The following is a 16972-nucleotide window of genomic DNA, read 5'->3' on the forward strand; positions in this document are numbered from 1 at the left end:
GCCTGTACACCGCCTACATGCTTGTACCTCTCTAATCGAATGAAGGCCGCAGTACGCAACTTGCGCGTACTGCGGCACTCTCACTCTACTATCGGTTAAGCAAGCTTCCTACGTAACGCAGCAGCTCGTTGGAACAGACCGGGCAGTATCCATGCTCATCAATCAGCCGCTTTGTTACTTCATTAATACGCTTGAGTTGTTTCTCATCCGGCGTTTTGGTCGAAGTCGTGATTTTTACGATATCCTTTAGATCCGTAAACAGCTTCTTCTCGATCGCTTCGCGCAGCCGTTCATGGCTGTAGTAATCGAATTTCTTACCTTTACGAGAGTACGAGGAAATCCGAATCAATATCTCTTCTCGGAACGCTTTCTTCGCATTCTCCGATACTCCGATTTGTTCCTCGATCGAACGCATGAGCCGCTCATCCGGATCCATCTCTTCGCCCGTAAGCGGGTCTTTGATCTTCGCCCAGTTGCAGTACGATTCAATGTTATCGAGATAATTCTCGAATAGCGTTCTTGCGGACTCTTCGAAGGAGTAGACGAACGCCTTCTGAATTTCTTTCTTGGCGAGTCCGTCATATTCTTTCCTGGCTGTGGAAATAAAATTTAAGTATCGCTCCCGCTCTTCCTTCGTAATCGAAGGATGCTGATCAAGTCCGTCTTTCAATGCACGCAGCACATCAAGGGCATTGATACATTGCAGGTCCTGCTTTATGAGCGCGCTCGAAATCCGATTGATGACATAGCGCGGGTCAATACCCGACATGCCTTCTTCGATGTATTCCGACTGCATTTCCTTCAGATCCGCTTCCTTGTAGCCTTCAATCTCCTCGCCGTCATACATGCGCATTTTCTTAACGAGGTCCATCCCTTGCTTCTTCGTCTCTTTCAGTCGAGTCAAGATGGAGAAGATTGCCGCAGAGCGCAGCGAGTGCGGCGCGATATGAATGTGTTTCATATCGCTTTGACCGATTAGCTTGTTGTAAATCTTCTCTTCCTCCGACACCTTCAGGTTGTAAGGGATCGGCATAACGATCATCCGGGATTGCAGCGCCTCGTTCTTCTTATTGGCGATAAAGGACTTATACTCGGTTTCATTCGTATGCGCGATGATAAGCTCATCCGCTGAGATCAAGGCAAATCGGCCGGCTTTGAAATTGCCCTCTTGGGTCAGAGAAAGCAAATTCCAGAGAAACTTCTCATCGCATTTGAGCATCTCTTGGAACTCCATCAGACCGCGGTTCGCTTTGTTCAGCTCGCCATCGAATCGATAGGCACGCGGATCGGATTCTGAACCGAACTCCGTTATGGTGGAGAAATCGATGCTTCCTGTCAAATCGGCAATATCCTGAGACTTCGGATCAGATGGGCTGAACGTTCCAATCCCGATACGGTTCTCCTCGGAAATCAATACACGTTCGACTTGGACATTCTCAATATCGCCGCTGTATTCCGTTCTTACTCGCATCTGACAGGATGGGCACAGATTGCCTTCGATTCGGACACCAAGCTCCCGCTCTGCTTCAGGCCGCAGTTCATGCGGGATAAGATGCAGCGGATCCTCATGCATCGGGCAGCCTTTAATTGCGTATACAGCTCCTCGTTCTGTTCTGGAGAACTGTTCGAGGCCTCGCTTGAGCATCGTAACAATGGTGGATTTGCCGCCGCTGACAGGTCCCATAAGCAGCAATATCCGTTTCCTCACATCAAGCCGCCGGGCTGATGAATGGAAGTATTCCTCTACAAGCTTCTCAACGGCACGATCCAAGCCGAATATTTCTTGTTCGAAAAACTTGTATTTCTTCGCTGTGCCACCATCATCCACAACCCCGAACGACTCGATCATCTCATAAACACGAGAATGCGCGGTCATGGCCGGAGTAGGATCTCGCTTCAGCAGGTCGATGTAGTCCTTGAAAGATCCGCTCCAAGCAAGTTTTTCGCCTTCCGCTCTGTACGCCGATATCCGTTTCAAAATATCCATGCCGTAACCTCCTATAAGTTTTGCGATTGCAAAACTCACTTCGTAAGCCTATACTCCGACCAGCCTGATGCCACTTACTAGAACGCCTCATGCATGCGGGTAATATTTATCCAGCCATCTAAAGCTGCCCGGCATTTTTTATTGAAGTATTACATTCCTATGCGCTTTCGCAAGGGAAGTTGCCCTATTTTTTAAACAAGATTCCGCCATAATTCGCACTCTGCAGACACTAATTTTACAAAATGTTAATTCTGTTAAAACGAGCATCTGCCCGTCTCTATTGCGCTCGAAGCTATATGTATGAAGACTTGACTCCTTCCTTCGCGCTCCTATAATCCCATGTCGAATGGCGGCGTTTGCGACAAATTTCTGGCGTGGCCGACACGAATAAAGTTGTGACACCGGATGTAACCACGAATTAATGGCTTAAGGGGATGTCCATAATGTGCTATAATCGTGAACAGACTACCCTCCAACGGAATCGAGGCGATGAATTGGCTGTCAAACACGAAACCGAGCTGTATCCGCCAATCAAGTCTTATTTTGAGAAACAGGGATTTGAGGTAAAGAGCGAGGTCATGCATTGCGATCTCGTTGCGATCCATCCGGATACGAATGAAACCATATTGGTGGAAATGAAGAAAACCTTCAATCTCGCGCTGCTGCTCCAAGGTATCGAGAGGCTGCGATTAAACAGCCATGTTATCCTCGCCGTCGAACGCAATCGCAAGAAGGTCGGTGCACACAATCAGCGTTTTGGCGACCTGACCGAGCTGTGCCGCATGCTTGGTATCGGCTTGATGACGGTAACCTTCTTCAAGACCAAATCACCTGTGCTGGAGATGCTTTGTCAACCAGGTGATCCGCCGGTGAGAGGACAGCGGCGCGTCCGTCAAGCACGGCTGCTCACCGAGTTTCGTGAACGCAGCGGCGACTATAATACCGGTGGCAGCAACAACCGCAAGCTCGTCACCGCGTATCGGGAGAAGGCACTTCGTGTGGCATGGGCGCTTAGCCGGCACGGCGAGCTTTCCCCACGCGCAGCAGCGGAGCTGACAGGAATTCCGCGAGCCAACCATTTTCTCCAGAAAGATTACTACGGCTGGTTTGAACGAATACGGCGAGGGCATTATAGCTTGAAACCGGACGGAGCTGCAGCGCTGAAGCAGTACAACCATATTATTGAAGCTTGGCTGCAGCAGCAGCCTGCACAAGCGTTAAACACCGCAATCATTCCTAGAAACAACTGATCAAAGGAGACCGGATACAGATGAGCGAAACGAATAGCTTTAAGATCATTGGCAATGTTGAGGATTTCCCGGAATTTCCTGCACATGTGAAATTGAACAACCAGCCGTATTACATTGTTGAAGCACCGCGCAAGGCCGATGAAGAACAGCGTTATAATCTCATCTCGGCGATCTGTCCGCATGCAGGCGGTATTGTCAGACCGCATCTCAATGAGCTTATCTGCCCGCTGCACTACTGGTGCTTCGATAAAGCGACAGGTGAATCCACCAACATTCCGGGAGAGCAGCTGGATTGCTCGCCGCTGGAGGTTCGGGACGGACAATTTCTGCTTCAGGCCTAATTCGAACATAACCAAACAGAAGAAGCCCAGACTCCTCATAATAAGGACTCTGGGCTTCTTCTCTTAGCCTTAGACATCTATGTTCATGAATTAGCGACGCGCCAGAAACTCATTCAACGCTTCTGCGAAGCGTGAAATACCGGTCGCCATGCGCTCCCCTTGTGTATACGTAAAGTTCAGACGAGCCGTATTACGTGCAGGCTCAGCCGCATAGAAGGATGAGCCGGGAACGAAGGCCACATTCTTCTTCACAGCTGCGCGAAGCAGTGCTTCGGCATCCAGTCCTTCAGGCAGCTCCAGCCAAAGGAACATACCGCCTTTAGGCTCGATCCACTTCACATCGCTCCAGCCCTGCTGCGTCAGCAGCTTCTGCATTTGCTGCATACGGTCGCCATACGCCTGTCTGATCACTTGAATGTGATCATCCAGCGAGAAATGCCGGAGCAGCTGATCCAGCGTCTGCTGATCGAGTGAACTGGAGTGCAGATCAGCCGCTTGTTTCGCTTTCGCCATCATCGAGATCACGTTGCGATTGCCGATTGCCCAGCCTGTACGAAGCGCCGGTGCTACTGTTTTGGAGAAGGTACTTGTATAAAGGACATTGCCGCCATCTGCTTTACCATCAAGCGAGAACAAGGTCGGATAGTCGGCATTGACATCAAATTTAATATCCCCGTATGGATCATCCTCCAGAATGGGAACACCATAACGATGGCTTAGTTCAAGCAGTCCTTTGCGGCGCTCCATGCTCCAAACACGCCCCGTTGGATTACCGAATGTCGGCACCACATAGATCAATCTAGGTTTATGCTGCTTGATGAGACGCTCCGCTTCCGCAATGATCATGCCGTCTTTATCGCTGGCAACGGGAACAACATCCAAACCGCTTAGATTAAATACCTGCAAGCTTGCCAAATAGGTTGGGTTCTCCACCAAGACAATATCGCCCGGCTCCATCAGGACTCGAGTAATCAGATCAATAGCTTGCTGCGAGCCGGTGGTCATGATCATTTCATCCGGCTGGACGGGCATGCCCTTCTGTGCCATCCGCACACAAAGCTGCTCACGAAGCGGCAAGAATCCCTCCGTAAGAGCGTACTGCAACGTATTCTTACCGGAACGGAATACCCGCTCGGACGCCTCTCTTACCGCGTCAATCGGAAACAATTCTTCGGCAGGCAAACCGCCTGCGAACGAAATAATCTCTTTGCCTTGCGTTAGCTTCAATATGTCGCGAACAGCAGATGATTGCAGCCGTTCGACATGATTCGAAAACCGGTATTCCACGTTCATTCCCTCCCCATTTCCTTTATCACACATTTTACGCGCAATTGGTGATGGGAGCAACTAGAAGAACGCTTTACAACATACGGATTTATTCGGTTTTCTTCAATTTGTTACAGCGTTCACCAATGTGTTGTATTTTATGTCTGAGTCAGAATTACTGCAACATCTTGTTCACAACTTTGTTCGTTTTCTTTTTGCATGTCGTTGGGTATAATAAAGTGGAGTATGTATGATATGTACTGGCAGCTTAGGAGGGAATACGAATGACCATTAATTTTCTTATCGTCCTCACTGTCTCGGCCTTGTTTCTGATCGCCATGTGTACGGCGTCTTACAATGACGACAAGACTAAAGGTTTGTAATGCAATAGGACCAAGAGGTTCAACAAAAAGAAGCTTTCAACGATTGTTGACAATCGTCGGAAGCTTCTTTTTTGATGCAAATGGAGTTCCACACTGAGTTAACTCCGGCGCAGTCCTGCCATCTCTGTCATACATCCTCCGCACAGGTAACGCTCTTTAAACTCGCGTACACCCTCAAGTGTGCCACAGAACACACAACGGGGACGATAACGTTCCAAAATGATATGATCACCCTGAACAAGAATCTCAACGGGGTCCCCTTCATTCATTTGGTATCTTTTACGTAGCGATTTTGGCAATACGATACGCCCTAATTGATCCACTTTACGCACAACACCAGCCGGTTTCACAAATTCACATCTCCTGTAGTCGCATTTTGCAAGTAAACGTCATATGACAGTTGCTCCCTACTAGGTTCGATAATGACCGGTGATTTCCTGCAATTATTTCGATTTTCTTAGTATTCTGCAATAATAAACGCCTAAATATAAATTAATCTTAACTTAACCCCACAAAACCGTTTTGTCGAAATGCCTCGAACACCACAATTGCCGCAGAATTCGATAAATTTAGCGATCTTACTTTGTCGGTCATCGGCACTCGAATACAGGTATCAGGATGCGCATCAAGCACATCTTGCGGAAGCCCCTTGGTTTCTTTCCCAAACACGAAGAAATCTCCGTCTTTATATTGATGCTCCGAATACACCTTCGAACTTCTCGTGCTTGCGCAGAAGAAGCGCCCCTCCGGATACAATTCCTTTAGCTCCTGGAACGAATCATGATAGTGAACCTCTACTGCATGCCAATAATCCAACCCCGCCCGTTTCAATGTCTTATCGTCTGTGTTAAAACCCAGAGGCCGAACCAGATGAAGAATTGTACCTGTTGCTGCACAAGTACGTGCAATATTGCCGGTATTTGCCGGTATTTCCGGTTCAACGAGAACGATATGAAATGCCATTTGTTATCAAATCTCCTTCACATTTTACACAGCTTTTACGCTTGCTTAATCTATTGAGAAAACTTGTATGTCATAATACCACTATAATGTTGCACGAAAGGGGAACATAAGCGCTTGAAAAAGAAAATATTAATCGTCGATGACGAGCCATCAATCTCCACATTGCTTGAGTTTAACTTAAAACTTGCCGGATATGAAGTGCGTTGCGCTTCAGACGGAGAAGCTGTGTTCGACTTCCTTAAACCGTTTCGTCCTGATCTCATCGTGTTGGATCTTATGCTCCCCAAGATGGACGGACTGCAAGTATGCCGCGAGCTTCGCAAACAAAATAACGTCGTTCCCATTATCATGTTAACTGCGCTCCACGATGTAAGCGACAAGATTGCAGGACTTGATCATGGCGCTGACGACTATATGACCAAACCATTCTCGCCGCAAGAGCTGCTGTCCCGCATTCAAGCCATATTGCGCAGAACACAGGCGCTGCCGGGATCAGGCGAATCAACAACGCATACGATTGGTCCACTAACCGTTCTGTCCGAGCAACGTGAAGTTCAGCTCGAAGGCAAGTCTGTGGAATTGACCCCTAAAGAATTTGAACTTTTACTTTACTTATGCCGTCACCGCGGGAAAGTACTTAGCCGTCAGCAGCTGTTGCACGGTGTGTGGGACTATCATTTTCTCGGCGACACACGCATCGTTGATGTGCATATCAGCCATCTACGTGATAAAATCGAAAAAAATGCGCGAACGCCTGAATATATCATGACGGTCCGAAACGTTGGCTATAAACTCTCCGGACCGGGAAGCAGCACATCTACTGCTGATTCGTCATTAGCGTAACGCATGCACACCTATATGCACTCAACAAGACCGCCGACCTTCCACGAATGGAAGAATCGGCGGTCTTGTTGCTTTGCCTATTTATCATGATTTCGACTACTAGCCATTGCGCTTCTGGAAATCGCCCATGAAATCTGCAAGTGCCTTGCAGCTCTCAAGCGGTACAGCATTGTATGTCGATGCCCGCAAACCGCCAACACTGCGATGACCTTTCAAGCCAACAAAACCTTGCTGTTCGGATTCCTTCACGAACTGCTTCTCCAGCTCTTCCGAACCGAGACGGAACGTGAGGTTCATGAGCGAACGGCTATTCACGTCTGCAAAGCCGCGGTAGAAGCCGCCGCTGTTATCGATGGTATCGTAGATCAGCTTTGTTTTGTCGCGATTGAATTGCTCCATCGCCGCAACGCCGCCTCTCTCCTTCACCCATTTCAACATGAGGCCAACCAGATATACCGAGAAAGACGGCGGTGTATTGTAGAGGGAATTGTTCTTCACATGTGTATCGTAGCGAAGCATCGTCGGGATCGTTTTCGGGCTCTCCGAAACCAAATCCTCGCGTACGATAACAATCGTTACCCCGGATGGTCCCAGGTTCTTCTGTGCACCGGCATAAATCATACCGAATTTGCTGACATCGACCGGACGGCTGAGAATATCACTCGACATATCGCCGATCAGCGTCACATTGCCGGTTTCCGGATAAGCCGCAAATTGCGTGCCTTCAATCGTTTCATTCGACGTAATATGCAGATATGCGGAATTTGTCGGGAGTTGCAGGCTGCTTAGGTCTGGAATGCGATTGAACTTATCCGATTCCGATGAAGCTACGATCGCGGTTTCGCCAAACAGCTTCGCTTCCTTGATCGCTTTGTCTGCCCAGCTGCCTGTGTTAACGAATGCCGCAGTTTGGCCTGCATGCAACAAATTCATCGGGATCATAGCAAATTGCGTACTTGCTCCACCTTGCAGGAATAGTACCTTATAATTGCTTGGAATTCCGAACAATTCGCGAAGGAGCGACTGCGCGCCGTCATTAACCTCTTCAAAAATGCTGCTGCGATGGGACATTTCCATAATGGACATGCCTGCACCTGCATAATCAATAAATTCCTGTTGTGCCTGCTGCAATACTTCCAGCGGCAATGCCGCTGGTCCGGCATTAAAATTATACGCACGATTCGTCACTGTAGCTCACTCCACTCTTCAATTTGCTTATCCGTATGATAGCAAGTTTCACGCTTCGCATCAAGTGTAAAAAGTCGAACAAAAACCAACAGTTTTATTACGAATATTCGGATTTAGCGTTTTTTATGAATAATGAAAAGCGAGCTCTCCGTGAGAGAGCTCGCTGAAAGTAATTTGTAGAATAAGTTCGGATTAGCAGTCGAAGTATAGACTGTACTCGTGCGGGTGAACACGGATTGCAACAGCTTTCGCTTCAGCACGCTTCAGTTGTACGAAGTTGTCGATGAAGTCTTTGGAGAATACGCCGCCTTCAGTCAAGAACTCGCTGTCAGCTTCCAAAGCGTCAAGCGCTTCATCAAGCGTTCCTGGAACCGAGCGAATTTCTTTCTTCTCTTCTTCAGGAAGATCATAGATGTTTTTATCGAATGGACCATAACCAAGAGCAACTGGGTCCAGCTTGCGCTTGATACCGTCAAGACCTGCAAGCAGCATCGCTGCGAATGCGAGGTATGGGTTAGCTGTGGAGTCCGGTGTACGGAACTCGATACGGCAGCCTTTCGGCGTAACTGCAGCAACCGGGATACGGATTGCAGCGGAACGGTTACCTTTCGAGAATACAAGGTTTACTGGCGCTTCGTAGCCTGGAACAAGACGCTTGAAGGAGTTCGTCGACGGGTTTGTAATTGCGATCAACGCCGGAGCGTGGTGCAAAATACCGCCGATGTAGTGCATAGCCAGTGGGCTCAGGTTTGCATAAGCACCTTTGTCATAGAACAGTGGGGAATCACCGTCAAAGATGGAGGAGTGAACATGCATTCCGCTGCCGTTGTCGCCGAAAAGCGGCTTAGGCATAAATGTTGCAACTTTGCCCCATTGGCGAGCAACGTTGTTGATGATGTATTTGTATTTCATAAGGTTGTCAGCTGTTTTAGTCAGCGTATCGAAACGGAAGTTGATTTCAGCTTGACCAGCTGTTGCAACTTCGTGGTGATGACGCTCAACGCGAAGGCCGGATTCTTGCATGATGCGAACCATTTCGCTGCGGATATCTTGTTGGGAGTCAACAGGAGCAACCGGAACGTAGCCGCCTTTTACAGGAATTTTGTAACCAAGGTTACCGCCTTCTTCTTTACGAGCCGTATTCCAGCCAGCTTCAGCGGAATCCACTTCGTAGTAGGAAGTGTTCATTTTGCTTTCGTAACGAACTTCGTCGAAAATGAAGAACTCGGACTCAGGTGCGAAGTATGCTGCTGTTCCCACGCCGGACTTCTGTAGGAATTCTTCTGCTTTCTGAGCGATGCCGCGCGGATCGCGCTCATAGCGCTCGCCATCTGGCGTATGAATGTTACACATAATATTCAATGTTGGGTGATCTGTGAACGGATCGATGAAGCTGGACTCTGTGTCCGGAATCATAACCATATCAGACTCTTCAATACCGCGGAAACCCGGGATCGAGGAACCGTCAAAAGCTACGCCGTTAACAAAAGTGTCGGCATCTACTTCCGTGGAAGGAAGTGTGATGTGGTGCGCGTGGCCGGAAAGATCCACGAAACGGAAATCTACAAACATGATGCTGTTCTCTTTAATAGTGCTCAATACGTTTTGAACTGACATTAGGTATTTCCTCCATTTCCGAACATTTGCGATGTGTAGGACATTAATTGTTCAACTTCTGATCTGAAACTATGATTGTTATTATAGGGTTTCAAGTTTAATACCGTCAATAGTCATGTAAGGTATTTTTTAAAGCACTTGTTAGATAACTTCACATAATTGTCAGATTGTTGAAATCCCCTGTATTGACGCCAAAAACAAGAAGCTGCAGCCCCCATAAATGAAAGGTCGCAGCTTCTTATATTCCGATAATTATACAATGGCATGAATTATTATTTGATCCAAGTATTGAAATATTCAGCTGGCTCTTTAGGTGTGTCGAAGCGTCTGCCTACTAATTTTCCCAGCTGTTCCAATTCTTTTAGAAGGTTCGCGAATTGGTCAGGGAACAACGATTGAACGCCATCGCCCGTCATGGAATTATCAGGATCTGTATGCATTTCAATGATAAGACCGTTTGCACCCGCAGCAACAGAAGCTTTCGACATCGGCTCAACCAGCTCGCGACGACCTGTTCCATGGCTCGGATCCGAAATAACCGGCAGATGGCTGAGTGATTGCAGCACCGGAATCGCGGCCAAGTCGAGCGTATTTCTAGTATAGGTCTCGAAAGTACGAATACCGCGCTCACAAAGCATAACGTTCGGATTTCCGCCGGCAAGAATATATTCGGCAGCGTTCAAGAATTCATCATAGGTTGCACTGAAGCCCCGTTTAAGCAGAACCGGCGTCTTCACCGTACCCAGCTTCCTCAGCAAATCAAAGTTCTGCATGTTACGTGTGCCAACTTGCAGAATATCAGCATACTCACAGCAGATATCTACGTATTCCGGCGTCATTACTTCCGTAATCGTGAGCAGCCCATGCTTGCGGCCTGCTTCCGCCATCATTGCGAGCCCTTCAACTCCAATACCTTGGAAGCTGTAAGGTCCTGTGCGCGGTTTAAACGCACCACCGCGGAGTATTTGGCCGCCGGCAGCTTTCACCAGTCTGGCAATCTCATCGATCTGCTCCGGTGTCTCTACTGCGCAAGGGCCGCCCATAATGGCTAGATGCTCCCCGCCGATCTTCACGCCTTTAATTTCAATGACCGTATCGTCCGGATGGAAGTCGCGGCTGGCGAGCTTATAGGACTTCGAGATCTTGATGACGTTCTCGACGCCTTTCATTTGACGAAGATGCTCAGCCAAGGTTGGCTCTGCTTTCCCGATAATACCGATAACCGTCCGGTCTGTCCCGCGGGAAACATGCGCCTGCACCCCCGCTCTCTCGATATGCTGCACGATCTCACCAATTCGCTCTTCCGTTACATTATTTTGCGTAATTACGATCATAAGTTCGACTCCCTCTCTATCACGCTTAGACGCGTGTTCGCTTCGACGCTTTTATGCTGTTAGGCTTTTATGCTTTTAATCGCTAAAGCAAATATACATGAAAAAACCGGCCTCGTCAAGAGACCGGCTTGCTGTCCTATGTTTTATTCCGTGACTGGCTTCACTTCGACAGATACCCGGCGAAGCTTTCTTTTCTCCTTGCGTTTATTGGCCACGTACTGCAGCGTCATCTTCACAGGGAAATAGAATAGCGCGCCAAGCACCATACCATCAATAATTCCGCCCACTATCAGCTTTAAATTAACAAGCAGCATGTGGTCGAGCCATTCCGGCGCTAAAGGCACCGAAATTTTGATATGGTTCGGAAGAACCCAGCCGCCAACCATACTATTGATAAATGCGACTGGAATAAAGATAATTTTGCCAAAAACAAAACCGATCAATGCGCCCGCCAAACTGGCATTCATCATATAGATCAGTGGGAAAATCAGGAAAAAGGCTAGCCCGTAAGTTGGTAAAGTAAACATTTCGACAAAAATACCGATAGCGAAACCGAGTGCTACAAACGATGGGCCGCCTGGTGCCCGCATAAGCTGCGTATATTTCAATTTGAGCCAACGTTTCATCGAGCGCGGTTTGCTTGAAGTCGTCATTTGAGTAGCGCCCCTTTCACTCACAGCGACGATTTCACTCGCACAGTAGGCAACAATTTGTTCATGTTGACTGTACGCCGTGCTTCCCAGGTAGAGGAATCCTCGTCGTTAAACTGCTCCAGGTAAGCGATGACTTCCTTTGTTAACGGTGTCGGTGTCGATGCCCCTGAAGTTACAGCTACCCGCTTCTTGCCTTTCAACCACTCCACATCAATCTCCGATACATCCGAAACGCGGTAAGCCGGCACGCCGGCAATCTCTTCCGATACCTGCGCAAGCCGGTTGGAATTGTTGCTTCTGGGATCGCCTACCACGATACATAGCTCGGCTTCCTTGGCTTGTTCCGCAACCGCTTCTTGCCGAACCTGCGTCGCCAAGCAAATTTCATTATGGATTTCTGCTGTAGGGAATGTCTTCAGCAGCTTGCTGATCAAATGCCTGATGTCCCATTGCGACATCGTCGTCTGATTCGTAATAATGATTCGATCGCTGCTTAACGCAAGCGCATCAATCTCATTCTCACGCTCTATGAGATGAACATGATCAGGTGCAATACCGATGGCGCCTTCCGGCTCCGGATGCCCCTTCTTGCCGATGTAGATGACCTCGTAGCCCTCAGAAACCTTCTCCCGGATCAGATCATGGGTTTTGGTTACATCCGGGCAAGTGGCATCCACGACCGTCAAGCCTCTGTCCCTCGCGCGTCTGCGTACTTCCGGAGAAACACCATGCGCTGTGAAAATAACGGTACCGCTCGAGATTTGTTCTAATATTTCCAAACGGTTCTCGCCGTCAAGCGTAATGATGCCTTCTTGTTTAAACGCTTCTGTCACATGACTATTATGAACGATCATGCCCAAAATATAGATCGGCCGCGGCAAGTCTAAATTTTTGGCGGTTTGCAACGCCAGAACCATGGCATCAACGACGCCGTAGCAATAACCACGCGGTGAAATTTTCACAATTTCCATACTGCTTGCACCTGCTTTCCTGCTAAACCAGTGTTCACGGACAGGCCTCTTTAAGACCCAGTTCTATTTATTATACTTCATTCGACTTCTCGTGGAAAGCAATCGGAAGCCATACGACAAATGTCGTTCCCGCACCTTCTCGCGTCGAAACCTCGACCGAACCGCCATGCTCATCAATAATCCACTTGGCAATCGACAATCCCAGGCCGGTTCCGCTCGTTTCACCGCGCGATTCATCTGCACGATAGAATCGTTCGAAGATGTAAGGAACCTGCTCGTGGTCCATGCCAATTCCGGTATCTTTGATGACAATGCCGGCTTGATCGCCGGATACAATGGCACGCAGCTCTACATAGCCGCCAGGTGTGTACTTGAATGCATTCTCGACGAAGATAAAAAAGAGCTGACGAAGAAAATCGGCATGCGCATTTACTTCTACGTTTGAAATGGCATCAAGGTTCCCGATTTTCCATTCTGCTTTTCTTGGAAGCAGCTGTGCCTTACGTGCCACGTCCTCAACCAGCGGCAGGAGCGGCTGCACGGACTTCTCCATTTGGTAGCCGGCATCTGCGCGCGCAAGGGACAATAGATCATTCACAAGGCTGGACATTCGTTTCGCTTCGCCTGCGATATCCAGCATGGATTCACGGGTCAGCATCATCCGACTGCGTTCTTGTTCACTTAATTGCGGCATGCCTTCACCGTCTGCATCGGTTCCCTGAGTTAACGTCGGCAGCCACATCCGCTCCAGCAGCTCGATATTTCCGCGAATCGTCGTAAGCGGTGTGCGAAGCTCATGCGATGCATCGGAGACAAATCGCCTTTGCGCTTTGTAGGCTTCGTTCAACCCATTGTAGGTCGTTTCGATACGGCCTAACATGCCGTTTAACGTATCGACCAAGCGTCCAAGCTCATCGTTAGGTGGTCCTTCTCTCGGAATACGCACGCTGAGATCAGAACCATTCTGGATTCGGTCACTCGCACGAATGACATTCTCAATCGGCCGCAGCGCCTGACGCGCAAGAAATAACCCAATCGTAAAGGCGATGAGTACGACAATAATCAGGGAAGAAATCAAGGTCGTCCGCAGCTCGGTCAGAAACTTATCTTCCCTGCCTGAATAAGCCGCAACCTGCAGCAATCCGAATATTTCATTATTTTGCTTCAAAATATGCCGATATACGAGAAACGGATAAGGTCCTGCCTTTACATGCTCAAACCCTTCGTAGCTATCGTTGATTTCCTTTACGTCCGGCTTAGGGAGAAGCTGGTCGATCCTGCGCAGGTTCGACGTCGTCTTGACGACACCATTCTTATAATTATCAACTTGAATAAACATCTCGTCATCGCCGATAACGAAATTCGGCGTTTGATAATTACCGAACATATCCAGCGTGGACGTAATATTGATCGCATTGACTTGCTGCTCGATCTTGGCTCTCATTTCCTTGTACGTGTTGTAGTTGACGAAGAAATAGATGGCGACCCCAAACGCAATAAGCGTGACTGCCAATATCACCGAGTACCATATTGTGAGCCTTAATCGAATCGACATGGAATCAGCCTCCTTCGCCTCTAAGCACGTACCCGGTGCCCCGAACCGTCTGAATCAAGCGCGGGCTCTTGCCGTCTTCCGTCTTCTGGCGCAGCATGGCAATATAAACCTCCAGCACATTGGATTCGCCGCTGTAATCAAAGCCCCATATTTTGTCCATAATCGCATCGCGGGTCAGCACTCGCCGCGGATTCTGCATCAGCAGCTGAAGCAGGTCGAACTCCTTCGCAGTGAGATCAATTCGGCGTCCGGAACGAATCGCTTCGCGCGAATCCAAATCCAGCGTCAAGTCTTCAAACTGCAAGCTGCTCGAGTTCTCTTCCAGCTTGTCGGTTTTGCGTCGAAGCAGCGCACGCACACGAGCCAGAAGTTCCTCCAGCGCAAACGGCTTTACCAAATAATCATCTGCGCCCAGATCCAGTCCGCGCACACGGTCAGTGATATCGTCCTTTGCCGTCAGCATCAGAATCGGCACGGTACTTCCGCCTTCACGAACCCGGCGGCAAACTTCCCAGCCATCCAGCTGCGGCATCATGACGTCCAGAATGAGCAAATCCGGATCGCTTACGAGCATTTGCTTCAAGCCCTCATGCCCATTGTTCGCCGTCGCGACCTCATAACCCTCAAATGCCAGGCTTCGTCGAAGCAGAGAAGTTATTTTATCATCGTCATCCACTACTAATATATGCGCTCTCATCCTAATCCCCCATCGTCAAACAACTAGTTTTTCCTTCCAAAACCTGCCTACATATTATAGCGCAACACCGGTTTCCCACGAAACAGCTTGTCCGTATTCTTCCATAAAAGAAGCGCAGACAGTCTATGCGACTGTTTGCGCCCGGGTAACACTGTTCGATTGCTAATGCTGCTGTTATTGTTATTGCTGGCTTGCAAACTCATTCTTATTGCCTACGGTTACTTTCAGATCCATCTTCTCACCGTTACGAATAATGTTGAGCGTTGCGGTGTCTCCTACCGCTTTCTTCTGGATTTGAGCAATCAAATCTTCACGGTTGCTGTATTTAGTGCCGTCCAGACCGGTGATAACGTCATATTGTCTCAGATCTGCCATATAAGCAGGCGATTTGTACAGTACGCTCGATACGATCGAGCCTTCTTTGCTGGATAAACCAAGCTCTTTGGCGATTTCATCTGTAATCTCAGCCAAGTTCGCCCCGATGAATGGAACCGGCTTCTTCGGAATTTCTTTATTCGCTTTCAGGTTCTCCAGCACTTCTTGAATCGTGCTTGTTGGGATTGCGAATCCAATGCCTTGTGCCTGCGAGCTTACGGCCGTATTAATACCGATTACTTCACCTTGCAGGTTGAGCAGCGGTCCGCCCGAGTTACCCGGGTTAATGGAAGCGTCCGTTTGCAGCAAATGCTCGTATTGACGCGTGCCTTGGGAATCCGGAATGCTGATCGGGCGTTCCTTGGAGCTCAATACGCCGACTGTTACCGTATGGTCAAAGCCATATGGATTACCGATCGCGACAACCCAATCTCCAATATTGATCTTGTCGGAGCTGCCGATTGGGAGTGTCGGGAAGCCTGTTCCTTCTACTTTCAATACCGCTAGATCCAAGTTGTAATCAGAGCCAAGCTTCTTGGCAACAAGCGGTTTATTGTGACCTTGCACGGTTACTTGAATTTCATCGGCATCGCCGATAACGTGCTGGTTCGTTAAGATGTAGCCAGTGGAATCGAAGAAGAACCCTGTGCCGATTCCTTCCGGCGTTAATTCGCCGTTGCCTTGATCGGCTCCGCCTTGTCCGGAACCATCGCCCTGCCCTTGGTCGCCTTGACCGCCTTGGTCTCCGAAGAATTGGCTGAAGAAATCATCCATCGAATTGCCTTGCGTGCCTCCGCCGCTGCGTTGCTTCGTGAAGGTTTCGATCTTAACAACAGCCGGACTTGCTTTCTCAAACAGCTGTGCAATATTGTTTGGTCTGACCACATCGGCCGCTGCCGATACTTTGCCGTCATCGCCTGCTTTACCCACCGCGGAGCTTGCTTGCTCCGAGGATTGCGAGAGCGCTTGATCAGCAGTGAACCAATTCTGCTTATCCGATACGAACATAAGTGAACCAACAACGATTACGCCGGCGAGGAAGGATGCAAACATCGCCTTGAATGGACTGCGTTTGGTTTCTTTCATTTGCCAGCCGCCGCGCGCTGCGGATTGTGATGGTGCGAATGCACGAAGCTGTGCAGGCGGCGTAACTTCAACCGAGTTATGCAACCCATCCGGGCTGCCGCCAAATCCGCCTTGGGCAGCAGCGTTAGCAGTTGAGTCGCCGCTGACCGGTCGTTGCGGCGGTTCAGAATCGGCAGCTCCGGATTTGAATGGTCCGTATGAATAGTAGTAAGAGCTCTTATCGGTTTCCTCATGCGGCTTACCTTCGTTTGCGTTGTACGGCTGGTGATCTTTATCGCGATTATCTTCGTTATGGTTACTGTTATTTTCATTGTTGAAGAAATCCTCGTAACCATTATTTTTTTTGTTTTGATCGTCCATTGTTTATTCCTCCTCAAATGTTTTCCCATGTTTGTTAAGTTTGTAATAAGTGCTTTATGTTCTTGCTTGTGATTGGCTTAGCGAATCATTCAGCTTTCATAGT

General features: G+C 48.7%; 15 protein-coding genes. 3 read left to right on the top strand and 12 right to left on the bottom strand.

What is annotated here, in order from left to right:
- Positions 1-88 precede the first annotated feature (88 nt).
- Positions 89-1987 carry a PrkA family serine protein kinase gene (locus AC0YN4_RS15530; protein ID WP_475782024.1) on the bottom strand — a complete coding sequence of 633 codons (1899 nt, stop codon included), beginning with the start codon at positions 1985-1987 and terminating at the stop codon, positions 89-91.
- Positions 1988-2430: 443 nt separating this feature from the next.
- Between AC0YN4_RS15530 and AC0YN4_RS15535 the strand changes: the two genes are divergently transcribed.
- The gene (locus tag AC0YN4_RS15535) at positions 2431-3237 is read left to right on the top strand and encodes a DUF2161 domain-containing phosphodiesterase (RefSeq protein WP_475782025.1); all 807 of its coding nucleotides are present in this window, start codon (positions 2431-2433) and stop codon (positions 3235-3237) included.
- Positions 3238-3257: 20 nt separating this feature from the next.
- Positions 3258-3578: a Rieske (2Fe-2S) protein gene (locus tag AC0YN4_RS15540; protein ID WP_475782026.1), complete on the top strand. Its 321-nt coding sequence runs from the start codon at positions 3258-3260 to the stop codon at positions 3576-3578.
- Positions 3579-3668: 90 nt separating this feature from the next.
- Here AC0YN4_RS15540 and AC0YN4_RS15545 read toward each other — a convergent pair whose 3' ends face one another.
- From AC0YN4_RS15545 to trmL, 3 genes are all read right to left on the bottom strand, one after another.
- The gene (locus tag AC0YN4_RS15545; protein ID WP_475782027.1) at positions 3669-4865 is read right to left on the bottom strand and encodes an aminotransferase-like domain-containing protein; all 1197 of its coding nucleotides are present in this window, start codon (positions 4863-4865) and stop codon (positions 3669-3671) included.
- Between the two features lie 460 nt (positions 4866-5325).
- Positions 5326-5577 carry an AbrB/MazE/SpoVT family DNA-binding domain-containing protein gene (locus tag AC0YN4_RS15550; protein ID WP_475836156.1) on the bottom strand — a complete coding sequence of 84 codons (252 nt, stop codon included), beginning with the start codon at positions 5575-5577 and terminating at the stop codon, positions 5326-5328.
- Between the two features lie 148 nt (positions 5578-5725).
- On the bottom strand, positions 5726-6190 hold the full coding sequence (trmL, locus tag AC0YN4_RS15555) for a tRNA (uridine(34)/cytosine(34)/5-carboxymethylaminomethyluridine(34)-2'-O)-methyltransferase TrmL (protein WP_475782029.1): 465 nt from the start codon (positions 6188-6190) through the stop codon (positions 5726-5728).
- Between the two features lie 114 nt (positions 6191-6304).
- On the opposite strand from trmL, the gene AC0YN4_RS15560 reads away from it, so the two are divergent.
- The gene (locus tag AC0YN4_RS15560) at positions 6305-7033 is read left to right on the top strand and encodes a response regulator transcription factor (protein ID WP_090981930.1); all 729 of its coding nucleotides are present in this window, start codon (positions 6305-6307) and stop codon (positions 7031-7033) included.
- 99 nt (positions 7034-7132) lie between these two features.
- Here AC0YN4_RS15560 and serC read toward each other — a convergent pair whose 3' ends face one another.
- From serC to AC0YN4_RS15600, 8 genes are all read right to left on the bottom strand, one after another.
- Positions 7133-8221, bottom strand: coding sequence for a 3-phosphoserine/phosphohydroxythreonine transaminase (gene serC, locus AC0YN4_RS15565; RefSeq protein WP_475782030.1), 1089 nt, complete (start codon positions 8219-8221; stop codon positions 7133-7135).
- Positions 8222-8413: 192 nt separating this feature from the next.
- Entirely contained in the window at positions 8414-9838 is a 1425-nt protein-coding gene (glnA, locus tag AC0YN4_RS15570; protein ID WP_475782031.1) for a type I glutamate--ammonia ligase, read from the bottom strand.
- 272 nt (positions 9839-10110) lie between these two features.
- Entirely contained in the window at positions 10111-11172 is a 1062-nt protein-coding gene (gene aroF / locus AC0YN4_RS15575; protein WP_091220966.1) for a 3-deoxy-7-phosphoheptulonate synthase, read from the bottom strand.
- 143 nt (positions 11173-11315) lie between these two features.
- Entirely contained in the window at positions 11316-11825 is a 510-nt protein-coding gene (locus tag AC0YN4_RS15580) for a DUF2062 domain-containing protein (protein ID WP_475782032.1), read from the bottom strand.
- Positions 11826-11845: 20 nt separating this feature from the next.
- Positions 11846-12796 carry a 4-hydroxy-3-methylbut-2-enyl diphosphate reductase gene (locus AC0YN4_RS15585; protein ID WP_475782033.1) on the bottom strand — a complete coding sequence of 317 codons (951 nt, stop codon included), beginning with the start codon at positions 12794-12796 and terminating at the stop codon, positions 11846-11848.
- Between the two features lie 70 nt (positions 12797-12866).
- Positions 12867-14351, bottom strand: coding sequence for a sensor histidine kinase (locus AC0YN4_RS15590; RefSeq protein ID WP_475836157.1), 1485 nt, complete (start codon positions 14349-14351; stop codon positions 12867-12869).
- A gap of 4 nt (positions 14352-14355) precedes the next feature.
- Positions 14356-15048 carry a response regulator transcription factor gene (locus AC0YN4_RS15595; protein WP_475782035.1) on the bottom strand — a complete coding sequence of 231 codons (693 nt, stop codon included), beginning with the start codon at positions 15046-15048 and terminating at the stop codon, positions 14356-14358.
- A gap of 180 nt (positions 15049-15228) precedes the next feature.
- On the bottom strand, positions 15229-16869 hold the full coding sequence (locus AC0YN4_RS15600; protein WP_475782036.1) for a S1C family serine protease: 1641 nt from the start codon (positions 16867-16869) through the stop codon (positions 15229-15231).
- Between the last annotated feature and the right edge of the window lie 103 nt (positions 16870-16972).

This window comes from Paenibacillus sp. J22R3 (genome assembly GCF_056269305.1).